Source organism: Enterobacter cloacae complex sp. P29RS (genome assembly GCF_014893445.1).
GTDB classification, from domain to species: Bacteria; Pseudomonadota; Gammaproteobacteria; order Enterobacterales; family Enterobacteriaceae; genus Enterobacter; species Enterobacter intestinihominis.
The window spans coordinates 163116-178229 of record NZ_JADBPZ010000002.1 but is presented as its reverse complement, the minus strand read 5'-3'; the positions used below and the strand labels follow the sequence as shown (position 1 = coordinate 178229).

At 56.6% G+C, this 15114-nt stretch carries 20 protein-coding genes; 16 read left to right on the top strand and 4 right to left on the bottom strand.

Going from position 1 to position 15114, the window contains the following annotated elements; genetic code table 11:
• Positions 1-3: 3 nt before the first annotated feature.
• The 10 genes from cysD to IM282_RS02395 all read left to right on the top strand — a co-directional run bounded on the left by cysD (position 4) and on the right by IM282_RS02395 (position 7344).
• Positions 4-912, top strand: coding sequence for a sulfate adenylyltransferase subunit CysD (gene cysD / locus IM282_RS02440; protein ID WP_006811770.1), 909 nt, complete (start codon positions 4-6; stop codon positions 910-912).
• 9 nt (positions 913-921) lie between these two features.
• Positions 922-2346: a sulfate adenylyltransferase subunit CysN gene (gene cysN / locus IM282_RS02435; RefSeq protein ID WP_192970080.1), complete on the top strand. Its 1425-nt coding sequence runs from the start codon at positions 922-924 to the stop codon at positions 2344-2346.
• Positions 2346-2951 carry an adenylyl-sulfate kinase gene (gene cysC / locus IM282_RS02430; RefSeq protein ID WP_022649188.1) on the top strand — a complete coding sequence of 202 codons (606 nt, stop codon included), beginning with the start codon at positions 2346-2348 and terminating at the stop codon, positions 2949-2951. The genes cysN and cysC overlap by 1 nt, the downstream gene beginning before the upstream one ends.
• A gap of 58 nt (positions 2952-3009) precedes the next feature.
• On the top strand, positions 3010-3336 hold the full coding sequence (locus IM282_RS02425; RefSeq protein ID WP_022649187.1) for a DUF3561 family protein: 327 nt from the start codon (positions 3010-3012) through the stop codon (positions 3334-3336).
• Between the two features lie 79 nt (positions 3337-3415).
• Entirely contained in the window at positions 3416-3727 is a 312-nt protein-coding gene (gene ftsB / locus IM282_RS02420) for a cell division protein FtsB (RefSeq protein WP_003862095.1), read from the top strand.
• A 19-nt stretch (positions 3728-3746) separates the two neighbouring features.
• On the top strand, positions 3747-4457 hold the full coding sequence (gene ispD / locus IM282_RS02415; protein ID WP_192970079.1) for a 2-C-methyl-D-erythritol 4-phosphate cytidylyltransferase: 711 nt from the start codon (positions 3747-3749) through the stop codon (positions 4455-4457).
• Positions 4457-4936 (top strand): 2-C-methyl-D-erythritol 2,4-cyclodiphosphate synthase, encoded by a 480-nt coding sequence (gene ispF / locus IM282_RS02410; protein WP_003862097.1) that lies wholly within the window; start codon positions 4457-4459, stop codon positions 4934-4936. Before ispD ends, ispF begins: the two co-directional genes overlap by 1 nt.
• Positions 4933-5982: a tRNA pseudouridine(13) synthase TruD gene (gene truD / locus IM282_RS02405; protein WP_022649186.1), complete on the top strand. Its 1050-nt coding sequence runs from the start codon at positions 4933-4935 to the stop codon at positions 5980-5982. The genes ispF and truD overlap by 4 nt, the downstream gene beginning before the upstream one ends.
• Complete coding sequence (gene surE, locus IM282_RS02400; protein ID WP_017382816.1) at positions 5963-6724, top strand: 5'/3'-nucleotidase SurE; 762 nt, start codon at positions 5963-5965, stop codon at positions 6722-6724. Before truD ends, surE begins: the two co-directional genes overlap by 20 nt.
• Positions 6718-7344 (top strand): protein-L-isoaspartate(D-aspartate) O-methyltransferase, encoded by a 627-nt coding sequence (locus IM282_RS02395; protein ID WP_022649184.1) that lies wholly within the window; start codon positions 6718-6720, stop codon positions 7342-7344. The genes surE and IM282_RS02395 overlap by 7 nt, the downstream gene beginning before the upstream one ends.
• Before the next feature lie 94 nt (positions 7345-7438).
• Here the strand turns inward: IM282_RS02395 and IM282_RS21980 are convergent, their stop codons facing one another.
• Positions 7439-7570, bottom strand: coding sequence for a peptidase (locus IM282_RS21980; protein WP_306173474.1), 132 nt, complete (start codon positions 7568-7570; stop codon positions 7439-7441).
• Here IM282_RS21980 and nlpD point away from each other — a divergent pair.
• Positions 7512-8585 (top strand): murein hydrolase activator NlpD, encoded by a 1074-nt coding sequence (gene nlpD / locus IM282_RS02390; protein WP_306307778.1) that lies wholly within the window; start codon positions 7512-7514, stop codon positions 8583-8585. The genes IM282_RS21980 and nlpD overlap by 59 nt on opposite strands.
• 60 nt (positions 8586-8645) lie before the next feature.
• Complete coding sequence (gene rpoS / locus IM282_RS02385) at positions 8646-9638, top strand: RNA polymerase sigma factor RpoS (RefSeq protein WP_022649182.1); 993 nt, start codon at positions 8646-8648, stop codon at positions 9636-9638.
• A gap of 50 nt (positions 9639-9688) precedes the next feature.
• Here rpoS and IM282_RS02380 read toward each other — a convergent pair whose 3' ends face one another.
• On the bottom strand, positions 9689-10066 hold the full coding sequence (locus IM282_RS02380) for a DUF4440 domain-containing protein (protein ID WP_045308747.1): 378 nt from the start codon (positions 10064-10066) through the stop codon (positions 9689-9691).
• Positions 10063-11265: an MFS transporter gene (locus IM282_RS02375; protein ID WP_038416600.1), complete on the bottom strand. Its 1203-nt coding sequence runs from the start codon at positions 11263-11265 to the stop codon at positions 10063-10065. The genes IM282_RS02380 and IM282_RS02375 overlap by 4 nt, the downstream gene beginning before the upstream one ends.
• Positions 11266-11374: 109 nt before the next feature.
• Between IM282_RS02375 and IM282_RS02370 the strand changes: the two genes are divergently transcribed.
• Complete coding sequence (locus tag IM282_RS02370) at positions 11375-12262, top strand: LysR family transcriptional regulator (RefSeq protein WP_023298477.1); 888 nt, start codon at positions 11375-11377, stop codon at positions 12260-12262.
• Here IM282_RS02370 and IM282_RS02365 read toward each other — a convergent pair.
• Positions 12259-12666 (bottom strand): MarR family winged helix-turn-helix transcriptional regulator, encoded by a 408-nt coding sequence (locus IM282_RS02365; RefSeq protein WP_022651767.1) that lies wholly within the window; start codon positions 12664-12666, stop codon positions 12259-12261. The genes IM282_RS02370 and IM282_RS02365 overlap by 4 nt on opposite strands.
• Before the next feature lie 172 nt (positions 12667-12838).
• Between IM282_RS02365 and IM282_RS02360 the strand changes: the two genes are divergently transcribed.
• The 3 genes from IM282_RS02360 to IM282_RS02350 are packed head-to-tail and all read left to right on the top strand — an operon-like array spanning position 12839 to position 15090.
• Positions 12839-13441: a non-oxidative hydroxyarylic acid decarboxylases subunit B gene (locus tag IM282_RS02360; RefSeq protein ID WP_192970078.1), complete on the top strand. Its 603-nt coding sequence runs from the start codon at positions 12839-12841 to the stop codon at positions 13439-13441.
• Positions 13431-14858 (top strand): non-oxidative hydroxyarylic acid decarboxylases subunit C, encoded by a 1428-nt coding sequence (locus IM282_RS02355; protein ID WP_022649178.1) that lies wholly within the window; start codon positions 13431-13433, stop codon positions 14856-14858. The genes IM282_RS02360 and IM282_RS02355 overlap by 11 nt, the downstream gene beginning before the upstream one ends.
• A 10-nt stretch (positions 14859-14868) precedes the next feature.
• Positions 14869-15090: a non-oxidative hydroxyarylic acid decarboxylases subunit D gene (locus IM282_RS02350; RefSeq protein ID WP_003862116.1), complete on the top strand. Its 222-nt coding sequence runs from the start codon at positions 14869-14871 to the stop codon at positions 15088-15090.
• Positions 15091-15114 lie beyond the last annotated feature (24 nt).

Genomic DNA, 15114 nt, shown 5'->3' with positions numbered 1-15114 from the left:
GTTATGGACCAAAAACGACTTACTCACCTGCGGCAGCTCGAAGCGGAAAGTATCCATATTATCCGCGAAGTGGCCGCCGAGTTCTCTAACCCGGTGATGATGTACTCCATCGGTAAAGATTCCAGCGTCATGCTGCACCTGGCGCGTAAAGCGTTTTATCCGGGAACGCTGCCGTTCCCGCTGCTGCATGTGGATACCGGCTGGAAATTCCGCGAGATGTACGAGTTTCGTGACCGTACCGCCAAAGCCTACGGCTGCGAGCTGCTGGTGCACAAAAACCCGGAAGGGGTGGCGATGGGCATCAACCCGTTCGTGCACGGCAGCGCCAAGCATACCGATATCATGAAAACCGAAGGGCTGAAGCAGGCGCTGAATAAATACGGTTTTGATGCGGCCTTCGGCGGCGCGCGGCGTGACGAAGAGAAATCCCGCGCCAAAGAGCGAATCTACTCTTTCCGCGACCGCTTCCACCGCTGGGACCCGAAAAACCAGCGTCCGGAGCTGTGGCACAACTACAACGGCCAGATAAACAAGGGCGAAAGCATTCGCGTCTTCCCGCTCTCCAACTGGACCGAGCTGGATATCTGGCAGTACATCTATCTGGAAAATATTGAGATCGTTCCGCTGTATCTGGCAGCAGAGCGCCCGGTCCTGGAGCGCGACGGCATGCTGATGATGATCGACGACGATCGCATTGATTTACAGCCGGGTGAAGTGATCAAAAAACAGATGGTCCGTTTCCGTACTCTCGGCTGCTGGCCGTTGACCGGCGCGGTGGAATCCAGTGCGCAGACGCTGCCGGAGATCATCGAGGAGATGCTGGTGTCGACCACCAGTGAGCGACAGGGCCGCGTGATTGACCGCGACCAGGCAGGCTCCATGGAGCTGAAGAAACGTCAGGGTTATTTCTAAGGAGCCGCCATGAATACGACTATTGCCCAACAAATTGCCGATGAAGGCGGCGTAGAAGCTTATCTGCACGCCCAACAGTACAAAAGTCTGCTGCGTTTCCTGACCTGCGGCAGCGTTGATGACGGGAAAAGTACCCTGATTGGTCGTCTGCTGCACGACACGCGACAAATTTACGAAGATCAGCTCTCTTCCCTGCACAATGACAGTAAACGCCACGGCACCCAGGGCGAAAAACTCGACCTGGCGCTGCTGGTGGACGGCTTGCAGGCGGAGCGCGAGCAGGGCATTACCATTGATGTCGCCTATCGCTACTTCTCTACCGAAAAGCGCAAATTTATTATCGCCGACACCCCGGGGCATGAGCAGTACACCCGTAACATGGCGACCGGCGCGTCCACCTGTGACCTGGCGATCCTGCTGATGGACGCCCGTAAAGGCGTGCTGGATCAGACGCGTCGTCACAGCTTTATCTCTACGCTGCTGGGGATCAAACACCTGGTGGTGGCGGTGAACAAAATGGATCTGGTGGACTACAGCGAAGCGCGATTCGACGAGATCCGCCAGAGCTACCTGACCTTTGCTGAACAGCTGCCGGGCAACCTCGATATTCGCTTTGTGCCGCTGTCGGCGCTGGAAGGGGATAACGTCGCCTCTCAGAGCGCGAACATGCCGTGGTACAGCGGCCCGACGCTGCTGGAGGTGCTGGAAACCGTTGAAATTCAGCGCGTGGTTGAGACCCAGCCGATGCGCTTCCCGGTGCAGTACGTAAACCGTCCGAACCTCGATTTCCGCGGCTTCTCCGGCACCCTTGCGTCCGGCTCGGTCAACGTGGGCCAGCGCGTGAAGGTGCTGCCGTCCGGCGTGGAATCGACCATTGCCCGTATCGTCACCTTTGATGGTGATCTGGACGAAGCAGGGGCAGGTGAAGCGGTAACCCTGGTGCTAAAAGACGAGATTGACATCAGCCGCGGCGATCTGCTGGTCGACGCGCAGGAAACGCTGGCGGCGGTGCAGGGCGCATCCATGGACGTGGTGTGGATGGCGGAACAGCCCCTGACCGCAGGCCAGAGCTATGACATTAAAATTGCCGGCAAGAAAACCCGCGCCCGCGTGGACGGCATTCAGTTCCAGGTGGACATCAACAACCTGACCCACCGTGACGTGAGCGAGCTGCCGCTGAATGGCATCGGTCTGGTGGATCTGACCTTCGACGAGCCGCTGGTGCTGGATCCGTATCAGCAGAATCCGGTGACGGGCGGGCTGATCTTTATCGACCGCCTGACCAACGTCACCGTCGGCGCCGGGATGGTCCGTGAACCAAACACGCAGGCTACCGTGGCCTCTGAGTTCAGCGCGTTTGAACTTGAGCTGAATGCGCTGGTGCGTAAACACTTCCCGCACTGGGGCGCACGCGATTTGCTGGGAGGCAAGTAATGGCTGCCCATGATGAGAACGTCGTCTGGCATCCTCATCCGGTCACCGTCGCCCAGCGCGAACAGCTCCACGGTCACCGTGGGGTTGTGCTGTGGTTTACCGGGCTGTCTGGCTCCGGTAAATCCACGGTGGCAGGCGCGCTGGAAGAAGCGCTGCATCAGCAGGGAGTGAGCACCTACCTGCTGGACGGCGACAACGTGCGTCACGGCCTGTGCAGCGATTTAGGGTTCAGCGATGAAGACCGTAAAGAGAACATTCGCCGGGTGGGAGAAGTCGCCAGCCTGATGGCGGATGCCGGGCTGGTGGTGCTGACGGCGTTTATCTCACCGCACCGCGCCGAACGTCAGATGGTGCGTGAGCGCGTGGGCCGGAATCGCTTCATTGAAGTGTTTGTGGATACGCCGCTGGCAATCTGCGAAGCGCGCGATCCGAAAGGGCTGTATAAAAAAGCCCGCGCGGGAGAGCTGCGAAACTTCACCGGTATTGACTCGGTTTACGAAGCGCCTGAATCCCCTGAGATTCATCTGGAAGGTCAACAATTGGTAACAAATTTAGTAAGCCAATTATTAGACCTGCTCAGACGGGACGATATTATCAGATCCTGAGACGGTATCGTTCGGGAGCTGTCTTCCCGAGCGATGAGTCACGGTCACAGGATTAGCTATGCGCAACAGTGAAAACTACATGATTACCACCGGGTCGGAACCGTTAACGACCGACGACGAGACGACCTGGTCCTTCCCTGGGGCGATTGTCGGCTTTGTGTCGTGGCTACTGGCGCTGGGTATCCCGTTCTTGATCTACGGTGGAAACACCCTCTTTTTCTTCCTCTATACCTGGCCTTTCTTCCTCGCGCTGATGCCCGTTGCGGTTGTGGTGGGCGTGGCGCTGCACTCCCTTTTCAACGGCAAGCTCCTGTATAGTACGCTCATCACTATCGCCACCGTTGTGGCCATCTTTGGCCTGCTGTTTTTATGGCTGATGGGCTAACTTACGGCATAATTAAAACCCCGCAGTAGAGTCCAGCGGAAAGTTATGGGATGATGATGCCGTTTTTTCAGGGGGCAGGATGGGTAAACTAACGCTGCTGTTGCTGGCTTTGCTGGTCTGGCTGCAATATTCGCTGTGGTTCGGCAAAAACGGACTGCACGACTACAGCCGGGTGAGCGATGACGTCGCGGCACAGCAGGCGACAAACGCCAAACTTAAAGCGCGTAACGATCAACTTTTTGCTGAAATTGATGACCTCAATGGCGGCCAGGAGGCGATTGAGGAGCGCGCACGCAATGAACTTAGTATGACTAAGCCGGGCGAAACGTTTTATCGCCTGGTTCCGGATGCGTCTAAACGCAATCAGGGCTCCGCACAAAACAATCGATAATCAGGCCCAGGATTACGACATGGCAGCAACTTTTTCGGACGTCTGTGCCGTGGTGCCGGCCGCAGGTTTTGGCCGGCGTATGCAGACAGAATGTCCTAAGCAGTATCTCTCAATTGGCGATAAAACGATCCTCGAGCACGCCGTGGCGGCGCTGCTGGCGCATGCCCGGGTGAAACGCGTTGTTATTGCCATCAGCCCCGGCGATGCACGTTTTGCGCAGCTCCCGCTGGCAAATCATCCTCAGATTACCGTCGTTGACGGCGGCGCAGAGCGGGCTGACTCCGTTCTGGCGGGCATTCAGGCTGCCGGGAACGCGCAGTGGGTGCTGGTGCACGATGCCGCGCGTCCCTGTCTGCATCACGACGATCTGTCGCGTCTGCTGGCCCTGAGTGAAACCAGTAAAGTGGGCGGCATTCTGGCCGCCCCGGTGCGTGACACCATGAAGCGTGCCGAACCGGGTAAACCGGCGATTGCCCACACCGTCGAGCGCGTCGATCTGTGGCACGCGCTGACGCCACAATTTTTTCCCCGCGAATTACTCCACGACTGCTTAACGCGAGCGCTTAAAGAAGGTGCGACCATTACGGACGAAGCCTCGGCGCTGGAGTATTGCGGTTTCCACCCCACGCTTGTTGAAGGACGCGCTGATAATATAAAAGTGACGCGCCCGGAAGACTTACAGCTCGCGGAATTTTATCTTACCCGTACGACCAGTCAGGAGAAGGCATAATGCGTATTGGACACGGTTTTGATGTACACGCCTTTGGCGGCGTTGGCCCAATTATCATTGGCGGCGTGCGCATTCCTTACGAAAAAGGTCTGCTGGCGCATTCTGATGGCGACGTGGCGCTGCATGCGCTGACCGACGCGCTGCTGGGTGCCGCCGCGCTGGGCGACATTGGCAAACTGTTCCCGGACACCGATCCTGCTTTTAAAGGCGCAGACAGCCGCGAACTGCTGCGCGAAGCCTGGCGTCGTATTCAGGCCAAAGGCTACACCCTCGGCAACGTTGATGTGACGATCATTGCTCAGGCACCAAAGATGCTGCCGCACATCCCTCAGATGCGCGTGTTTATCGCTGAAGATCTGGGTTGCCATATGGACGACGTCAACGTCAAAGCGACCACCACGGAGAAGCTGGGCTTTACCGGTCGTGGCGAAGGCATTGCCTGTGAAGCCGTGGCGCTGCTGGTGAAGGCGGCCAAATGACGGATTTCGACAATCTGACGTATCTGCACGGTAAACCGCAGGGCAAGGGTCTGCTGAAAGCCAACCCTGAAGATTTCGTGGTAGTGGAAGATCTGGGTTTTGAGCCGGACGGCGAAGGCGAGCACATCCTGGTGCGCATTCTGAAAAACGGCTGCAATACCCGCTTCGTGGCGGACGCGCTGGCAAAATTCCTCAATATTCACGCCCGCGAAGTGAGCTTTGCCGGTCAAAAAGATAAACATGCCGTGACCGAACAGTGGCTTTGCGCCCGCGTGCCCGGCAATGCCATGCCCGATTTAAGCAAATTTGAGCTTGAGGGCTGTAAGGTACTGGAGTACGCCCGCCATAAACGCAAATTGCGTCTGGGCGCACTGAAAGGCAATGCCTTTACCCTGGTGTTGCGCGAAGTGACCGAACGCGAGGACGTTGAAAAACGCCTAAAGGCCATAAACGAACGCGGCGTACCAAACTATTTCGGTGCTCAGCGCTTTGGTATCGGTGGTAGCAACCTGCTGGGCGCGCTGCGCTGGGCGCAAAGCGGTGCACCGGTGCGCGATCGTAATAAACGCAGTTTTTGGTTGTCGGCGGCCCGCAGTGCGTTGTTTAATCAGATTGTGAGCGAACGGCTGAAAAAACCGGACGCTAATCAAGTTGTTGTCGGCGATGCGCTACAATTAGCGGGACGCGGAAGCTGGTTTGTGGCAACGGCCGAAGAGATGGCCGATGTCCAGTCGCGCGTGGACGCTAAAACGCTGATGATTACCGCCACCTTGCCGGGTTCAGGCGACTGGGGAACCCAGGGCGAGGCGCTGGCCGCTGAGCAGTCAGCGGTGGCGGATGCGCCAGAATTACAATCGTTGCTGGTGCGGGAAAAGGTCGAGGCGGCACGCCGTGCGATGCTCCTCTACCCGCAACAGCTGAGCTGGAACTGGTGGGATGACGTAACCGTCGAGTTACGCTTCTGGCTGCCGGCAGGTAGCTTTGCCACCAGTGTTGTCAGGGAACTTATCAACACGTCGGGTGATTATGCGAATATTGCTGAGTAACGATGACGGGATCCATGCGCCAGGTATTCAGACGCTGGCGAAACACCTCCGCGAATTTGCGGATGTGCAGGTCGTGGCTCCCGATCGTAACCGCAGTGGCGCGTCTAACTCATTGACGCTGGAATCTTCACTTCGCACCTTTACCTTTGAGAATGGCGATATTGCCGTCCAGATGGGGACGCCGACCGACTGCGTGTTTCTGGGCGTGAACGCGCTGATGCGCCCGCGGCCGGACGTTGTGGTCTCCGGCATCAATGCCGGGCCAAATCTTGGCGATGATGTGATTTACTCCGGCACCGTGGCTGCGGCGATGGAAGGGCGTCACCTGGGGTTTCCGGCGCTGGCGGTCTCGTTAAACGGTCACACCCACTATGACACAGCCGCCGCGGTGACCTGCTCCATTCTCCGTGCGCTTGGCCGCGAGCCGCTGCGTACCGGACGTATCCTCAATATTAACGTGCCGGACCTCCCGCTGGACGAGATCAAAGGGATCCGCGTGACGCGCTGTGGCAGTCGCCATCCTGCCGATCAGGTTATTCCCCAGCAGGATCCGCGCGGCAATACCCTGTACTGGATCGGCCCGCCGGGAGATAAATGCGATGCCGGGCCAGACACCGACTTCGCTGCGGTGGATGAAGGGTACGTTTCCGTTACGCCGTTGCACGTAGATTTAACCGCTTATAGCGCGCATGATGTGGTGTCGGACTGGTTAGATCGGGTCGGAGTGAACGCGCAATGGTAAGTAAACGTGTACAAACTCTTCTGGAACAATTACGCGCACAGGGGATCGCCAACGAGCAGGTGCTGAACGCGCTTGCCCAGGTTCCCCGTGAGAAGTTTGTAGATGAGGCGTTTGAACACAAAGCGTGGGAAAACGTGGCGCTGCCCATTGGGCAAGGCCAGACAATTTCGCAGCCCTACATGGTGGCGCGTATGACGGAGCTTCTGGAGCTAACGCCAGAGTCCCGGGTGCTGGAAATTGGCACCGGTTCAGGGTATCAAACCGCGATCCTGGCTCACCTTGTGCACCATGTCTGTTCGGTGGAACGGATTAAAGGGTTGCAGTGGCAGGCGCGCCGTCGCCTGAAACAGCTTGATTTACATAATGTATCGACACGCCACGGCGATGGATGGCAGGGTTGGCAGGCTCGCGCCCCGTTTGACGCCATCATTGTCACGGCAGCGCCACCTGAAATCCCCACTGCGCTTCTTTCGCAGCTGGACGAGGGTGGCATTCTTGTATTGCCCGTCGGCGATGAGCAGCAGCTTTTGAAGCGCGTTCGTCGACGCGGCGGCGAGTTTATTATCGATACCGTGGAAGCCGTGCGCTTTGTGCCCCTGGTTAAGGGCGAACTGGCCTGAGACTCGGATTTTTCCAGGGTTATTAAGGCAAATTCAGCGTATGGTGTGGCGCGATAGATTCGTGCCTTCACGGTTATTTTTAAGTCACTGGTAGTTAACACATTCCTGGGGGATAAATGAGCGCGGGAAGCCCAAAATTCACCATCAGCCGTGTTGCGGCATTATCACTGGTTTCGCTCTGGCTGGCAGGCTGTACAAGTTCAAATAACGCGCCTGCGCCCGTCAGTTCCGTTAATGGAACCAGCGGCTCGGGTAACACGTCCAGCGGAATGTTGATCACCCCTCCGCCTAAAATGGGCACCTCAACGGCGCAGCAAACTCCGCAGATCCAGCCGGTTCAGCGTCCAGTTACGCAGCCTACGCAGATTCAGGCAGTGGAACAGCCTGTTCAGACTGAAAATGGCCGCATAGTGTATAACCGTAAGTATGGGAACATTCCGAAAGGTAGCTATACCGGCGGCAGCACCTATACCGTGAAGCGCGGCGATACGCTGTTCTATATTGCCTGGATCACCGGGAACGATTTCCGCGATCTGGCACAGCGAAACAACGTCCAGGCCCCGTATGCTCTGGAAGTCGGGCAAACGCTTCAGGTTGGCAACGCGACGGGGACACCGCTTACACCAGGCAACACCGTTTCAGCGGCCGACGTAACTGCGCAAAATAACAGCGTTACTCCTGCACAAAAAACCACCACGGTGGTTGCTTCACAACCTGTAATTACGTATTCTGAGGATTCAGGTGATCAGAGTGCTAACAAAATGTTGCCGAATAATAAAGGTACTGCGACTGTTGTCACAGCACCGACTACGGCACCTGTGGTTAGCTCTACTGTACCGACTGCAAGCAGTCAGAATGCCAGCTCGTCAATCACCACCTGGCGCTGGCCAACTGACGGCAAGATTATCGAGAACTTCGCTACCTCTGAGGGGGGCAACAAAGGGATCGATATCGCAGGCAGTAAAGGACAGGCAATCATCGCGACCGCAGACGGACGCGTTGTCTATGCCGGTAACGCACTGCGCGGTTACGGTAATCTTATTATCATCAAACATAACGATGATTACCTGAGTGCCTACGCCCATAACGACACTATGCTGGTCCGGGAACAACAAGAAGTTAAGGCGGGGCAAAAAATCGCTACCATGGGTAGCACCGGAACCAGTTCTACACGCTTGCATTTTGAAATTCGTTACAAGGGGAAATCCGTAAACCCGCTGCAATATTTACCGCAGCGATAAATTGACGGGGCATGCCAGCCAGGGTGTCTCGTCCAGGGATCACGGGTAGGAGCCACCTTTATGAGTCAGAATACGCTGAAAGTTCATGATTTAAATGAAGACGCGGAATTTGATGAGAACGGATCAGAGGCTTTTGACGAAAAAGCCTTAGTAGAAGAGGAACCCAGTGATAACGATTTGGCTGAAGAAGAGCTGTTATCGCAGGGTGCCACACAGCGTGTGCTGGACGCGACTCAGCTTTACCTTGGGGAGATTGGTTACTCCCCACTGCTAACGGCCGAAGAAGAAGTCTATTTCGCACGTCGTGCTTTGCGTGGTGATGTTGCCTCGCGTCGTCGCATGATCGAAAGTAACCTGCGACTGGTCGTGAAAATTGCCCGCCGTTACGGCAATCGTGGTCTGGCTCTGCTGGATCTGATTGAAGAGGGCAACTTAGGTCTCATCCGCGCAGTTGAGAAGTTTGACCCGGAACGCGGGTTCCGTTTCTCAACCTACGCGACCTGGTGGATTCGTCAGACCATCGAACGGGCTATTATGAACCAGACCCGTACGATTCGACTGCCGATCCACATCGTCAAAGAGTTGAATGTTTATCTGCGTACCGCGCGCGAGTTGTCCCATAAACTGGACCACGAGCCAAGTGCGGAAGAGATCGCAGAGCAACTCGACAAACCGGTTGATGACGTAAGCCGTATGCTGCGTCTCAACGAGCGCATTACCTCGGTTGACACCCCGCTGGGTGGTGACTCCGAAAAAGCGCTGCTGGACATCCTGGCCGATGAAAAAGACAACGGCCCGGAAGACACCACGCAGGACGATGATATGAAACAGAGCATCGTCAAATGGCTGTTCGAACTGAACGCCAAACAGCGTGAAGTGCTGGCACGTCGTTTCGGTTTACTGGGGTATGAAGCTGCGACACTGGAAGATGTCGGCCGTGAGATTGGCCTGACCCGTGAACGTGTTCGTCAGATTCAGGTTGAAGGGCTACGCCGCCTGCGTGAAATCCTGCAAGGGCAAGGTCTGAATATCGAAGCGCTGTTCCGCGAGTAAGCAACCATTCGTCAGAAAAGGCCCGTCGTGAGACGGGCCTTTTTTATGCCTTACGATTGCGCCGTTTCGTGCAGCAAACGCCAGGTGATGTTATCCCCTTCCTGATTAAGCACCGCGGTTGACCAGCGCACGTTGACGGGCTGGCCAGGCCGGGTTTGCGTCTCCCGGTAATGGAGCACCGCGCCGTTGTCCCATGTCTGAAGCGTCGTTAGCGCATCAATGCCGATCCTGAGCCCGGGTCGGGTTCCCCGCTGCGCATATAAAAATTTGGCCAGAGCGTGATGATCTAAATGGGTGCCACTCGGTGGAACCATCAGAAAATCCGGACGAAAACGGGCGAGCAGGGTGTCCCGATCGCCTTCGCCTGCACCTAACCAGTTTTCAAGGGCGACGTGGATGTCGAGGATCTCTTGTTCGAAATGAGTCATGGTTGCTCCTGTTGCAGTTGCGCAAGTAACTGCGTGTTATTAAGACGGTAGACGTACAGTACGGGCAGCAGAGTGATAACTGCGGCAAAAATAAACATCCCGTGCCAGGCGGCCAGCGGCGTAAAATAAGCTTGCATGAAGCTCAGCGCCTGCGCCAGCAGCAGGGTACCCGCAAAAAAGCTCAACTGACGATTCAGATTCCATAGCGCACTGGCATCAGGCATATCTTCCCGCCGCGTTGTCAAAAACGCGCTGCTCTGAGCCGTACTGCTGCAAAGGCTTCCCCCCGCACCCATTAACGCAAACGCAACGGCAGGTAACAGCATAGCCGGGCCGACGTTGATTAAAAGCAGAATGCCCGTTGCCTGCAAAAGGCAACCGATGACCACCAGCGGCCGCGGGCCGATACGGTTGAAATAGCGTCCTGTCGCGGTGATAGCCAAAAACGATGCCACAGACCACGGCAGCATAAGCATGCCCGTTGCGGTGGGCGTCATATTGGCCTCGCTCTGAAGGTAATACATGCCCGTTACGTTCACGCCAATAAAGATGCCGGGTACGCATACATAGATAAGCATGGATAAGCGCAACAGCGGATCCGTCAGCAAAGACAGGTTTACTATTCTGGTGGTGTTTATCGGTGACGGTTCTGTTTTAAGCCACGCGCAGGCCAAAACAAAGGTGACAATGGCGACGGGCAGGGTGGCAAAAAATATCCAGCGCCAGGTGAATGTCTGAACCAGCATGCCGCCCACAGCCGGTGAGCAGGCGGGGGCAAGCAGCGCGACCAGCATCACCGCCGAGGTGAGTCTGGCCCGCTCATGAGGCTTAAACTGTTGCCAGGTCAGCGCCTGACCAACCGGGATCAGTAAACCCCCTCCGGCGCCCTGCACGACGCGCCAGGCAATCAAACTTTCCAGCGAAGATGAGAGACCCGCCGCAACGGAGGCCGCGCTAAAGAGAAGCAGTGAGAGCAGAATAACGCGCTTCGGCCCGACGCGGCGCGTCAGAATACTGCTGAATGGGATGACTAACGTCAGCCCGGCAATGTATCCGTTACTTACCCAGGCAAGCGCGGAAGGTGTGGTATTGAATGCGTGAGCCATCGCCGGAAAGGCGACGCTGGCAATAAACATGTTTATCAAATCAAGGAAAAAGCCGAGCAGAAAGACGACGGCGATTTTGCTGCGATACGTCATGGAAGTTCCTCCGGTGAGGTGGCGTATCGTATCGGCCCGCGCGTTACGGATAAACGCGACAAAGGACGATATACTGTCAACATTATTTTGACAGTTAACCAGGCAAGCGATGCTTAATTTACAGCGTACGGCGATGTTTATCGCCGTAGCGGACACCGGCAGTTTCACCGCCGCGGCGGAGGCGATGGGGCTGACAAAAGCGGTGGTCAGCTTTCATATTCGTCAGCTTGAAGAGGAGCTGGGCGTCACCCTGTTGCTGCGAACCACCCGACGCCTGACGCTGACCGAAGCGGGGAAGCTCTTTCATCAACGAAGCGTGATGCTGTTACGGGATGCAGAGCGATTGCAGGATGATGTTCGCGCCAACCACGCCGGGCTGACGGGAGAACTGCGGATCACCACCACGCCCGAGTATGGCTCGCAGGTGGTGGTGCCTTTGCTGGCTGAGTTTAGCCAGCTGCACCCTGATCTCCGCGTGCGGCATGTCTCGTCCTCTTTGCATGCCGATCTTATCGCCGAGCGCTTCGATGTCGCTATCCGGCTCGGCACGCTTGCAGATTCGCGCTACCACGCCGCGTTGATGACCTCCTTCACCATCCTGCCCGTGGCGACGCCATGCTGGCTGGCAAACCATCCGGTTGACTCGCTGGAGCAGCTGGCGGAAGCGGACTGGATCATTCACGAGCGTTTAACGTCGCCGCTGCGCTGGCAGGTGAGAGGCGTTGATCGGCATCCGGTTTCCTTTGAGATCAGAAAAGCGCCGCGCCTGTATGCAGACAGTGCCCAGGCGTTGATGGCTTTTGCCCTCGCGGGATGTGGCGTGGCGCTGTTGCCGGAGTGGCTGGTGCGTAACGCACTGGATGCAGGGAAGCTGGTCTCGCTGTTACCGGAGTACACGTTTGCTCAGCAGGGCATCTATGCTGTTTATCCCGATGCCCGGCATGTGCCCGCGAAAGTGCGAACATTTATTGATTTTATGCGCGTCAGGGTTACTTAACCCTGCATCATCTTTTTAATGAGCGCTGAAAATTGCTCTCGTTCCGCGCCGTTAAGGCGCCCTAAAAACGCCTCATCCACCTCATTTCCAATCGGTTTACTGCTCTCAAGCAGGGCCTCACCTTCGGCCGTCAGAAAGACAAACCGACGGCGTTTGTCCGCCGGATCGTGCTCGCGCCTGACCAGGCCGCGTGCTTCCATGCGGCTCAGCATTTCTGCCAGCGTCGCTTTGGTGCTCACCGCGACTTCAGTCAGGGCAACCTGCTCAATGCCAGGATTTTCAGCAATTGACCGCATCACCGCATATTGTGGTTTGGTCAGTTCGGGCAATGCGTGTTGCCACTGGGCGGTATGCTGTTGAAAAAGCTGACGTAGCAGGTGAAACGCTTCTTGTCTTAACTCCATGGACACTCCGACGGAAAAATACTCCCTCTATGATAGCCGCTCTCGGGCTGAATTTTAACGCGAGAGTTTTTAGCGAATAGTGTGATCGTATGCGAACGATCTTGTCAGCAGCAGGATCGAGGCGTAGTTTAGTTAATATGTTCGTATACGAACAAAATAATTGAGGTGCTGAATGAGATTGATTGTGGGAATGACGGGCGCGACGGGTGCGCCATTAGGCGTGGCGTTGTTGCAGGCGCTGCGGGAAATGCCGGAGGTGGAAACGCATCTGGTGATGTCGAAGTGGGCAAAAACCACGATTGAGCTGGAAACGCCCTTCACTGCGCATGACGTTGATGCACTGGCGGATGTCGTCCATAGCCCGGCCGATCAGGCTGCCACCATCTCCTCCGGCTCGTTTCGCACCGACGGCATGATCGTCATTCCGTGCAGCATGAAAACGCTGGCGGGTATCCGCGCGGGCTACGCCGAAGGGCTAGTAGGGCGTGCGGCAGACGTGGTGCTGAAAGAGGGACGCAAGCTGGTGCTGGTTCCGCGTGAGACGCCGCTCAGCACCATCCATCTTGAGAACATGCTTGCCCTTTCCCGCATGGGCGTGGCGATGGTGCCGCCTATGCCTGCGTACTACAACCACCCACAAACCGCCGATGACATAACCCAGCATATCGTGACCCGCGTTCTCGACCAGTTTGGTCTGGAGCATAAAAAAGCCCGACGCTGGGAAGGTTTGCAGGCAGCGAAACATTTTTCACAGGAGAATAAAGATGGCATTTGATGATTTGAGAAGCTTCTTGCAGGCGCTCGATGAGCAAGGGCAGCTGCTGAAAATTGAGGAAGAGGTAAACGCTGAGCCGGATTTAGCCGCCGCCGCCAACGCTACCGGACGCATTGGCGATGGTGCGCCTGCGCTGTGGTTCGATAATATTCGCGGCTTCACAGATGCCCGTGTGGTGATGAACACTATCGGCTCGTGGCAAAACCACGCTATTTCGATGGGGCTGCCAGCAAATACCCCGGTGAAAAAACAGATCGACGAGTTTATTCGTCGCTGGGACAAATTCCCCGTCTCGCCAGAGCGTCGTGCAAATCCGGCCTGGGCGCAGAACACGGTGGACGGGGAAGACATCAACCTGTTCGACATTCTGCCGCTGTTCCGCCTGAACGACGGTGACGGGGGCTTTTATCTCGATAAAGCGTGCGTTGTCTCCCGCGATCCGCTCGACCCCGAACACTTCGGCAAGCAGAACGTCGGGATTTACCGTATGGAAGTGAAGGGCAAGCGTAAGCTCGGCCTGCAACCGGTGCCGATGCATGATATCGCGCTGCATCTGCATAAGGCAGAAGAGCGCGGCGAAGACCTGCCTATTGCCATTACGCTGGGTAACGATCCGATCATCACCCTGATGGGCGCCACGCCGCTGAAATACGATCAATCCGAGTATGAGATGGCCGGTGCGCTACGCGAAAGCCCGTATCCGATTGCGACGGCTCCGCTGACCGGTTTCGATGTGCCGTGGGGGTCGGAAGTGATCCTCGAAGGGGTGATTGAAGGCCGAAAACGTGAAATTGAAGGGCCATTCGGTGAGTTTACCGGACACTACTCCGGCGGGCGCAACATGACGGTCGTGCGCATTGATAAAGTCTCTTACCGCACAAAACCCATTTTCGAATCTCTCTACCTGGGGATGCCGTGGACCGAGATTGATTATCTGATGGGGCCCGCTACCTGCGTGCCGCTCTATCAGCAGCTGAAGGCGGAATTCCCGGAAGTGCAGGCGGTAAACGCCATGTACACCCACGGCCTGCTGGCGATTATCTCCACCAAAAAACGATACGGCGGTTTTGCCCGTGCAGTCGGGCTCCGCGCCATGACCACGCCACACGGTCTGGGTTACGTGAAAATGGTGATTATGGTGGATGAGGACGTCGATCCGTTTAACCTGCCGCAGGTGATGTGGGCGCTGTCATCTAAGGTCAATCCGGCAGGCGATCTGGTGCAGCTACCGAATATGTCTGTGCTGGAGCTTGACCCCGGCTCCAGCCCGGCGGGGATCACTGACAAGCTGATCATTGATGCCACCACCCCAGTCGCTCCGGACAACCGTGGTCACTACAGCCAGCCGGTACAGGATCTCCCTGAAACCAAAGCCTGGGCCGAAAAACTGACCGCGATGCTGGCGGCACGTCAATAAGGAGGAAAAAATGATTTGTCCACGTTGTGCCGATGAACATATTGAGGTGATGGCAACATCACCGGTGAAAGGTGTCTGGACGGTATACCAGTGTCAGCACTGTCTGTATACCTGGCGCGATACCGAACCGCTGCGCCGTACCAGCCGCGAGCATTACCCGGAAGCGTTCCGCATGACGCAGAAGGATATTGATGAAGCACCGCAGGTGCCGACGATCCCGCCGCTGCTGTAATAAAAAGCCCGGAGGCGCTGCGCT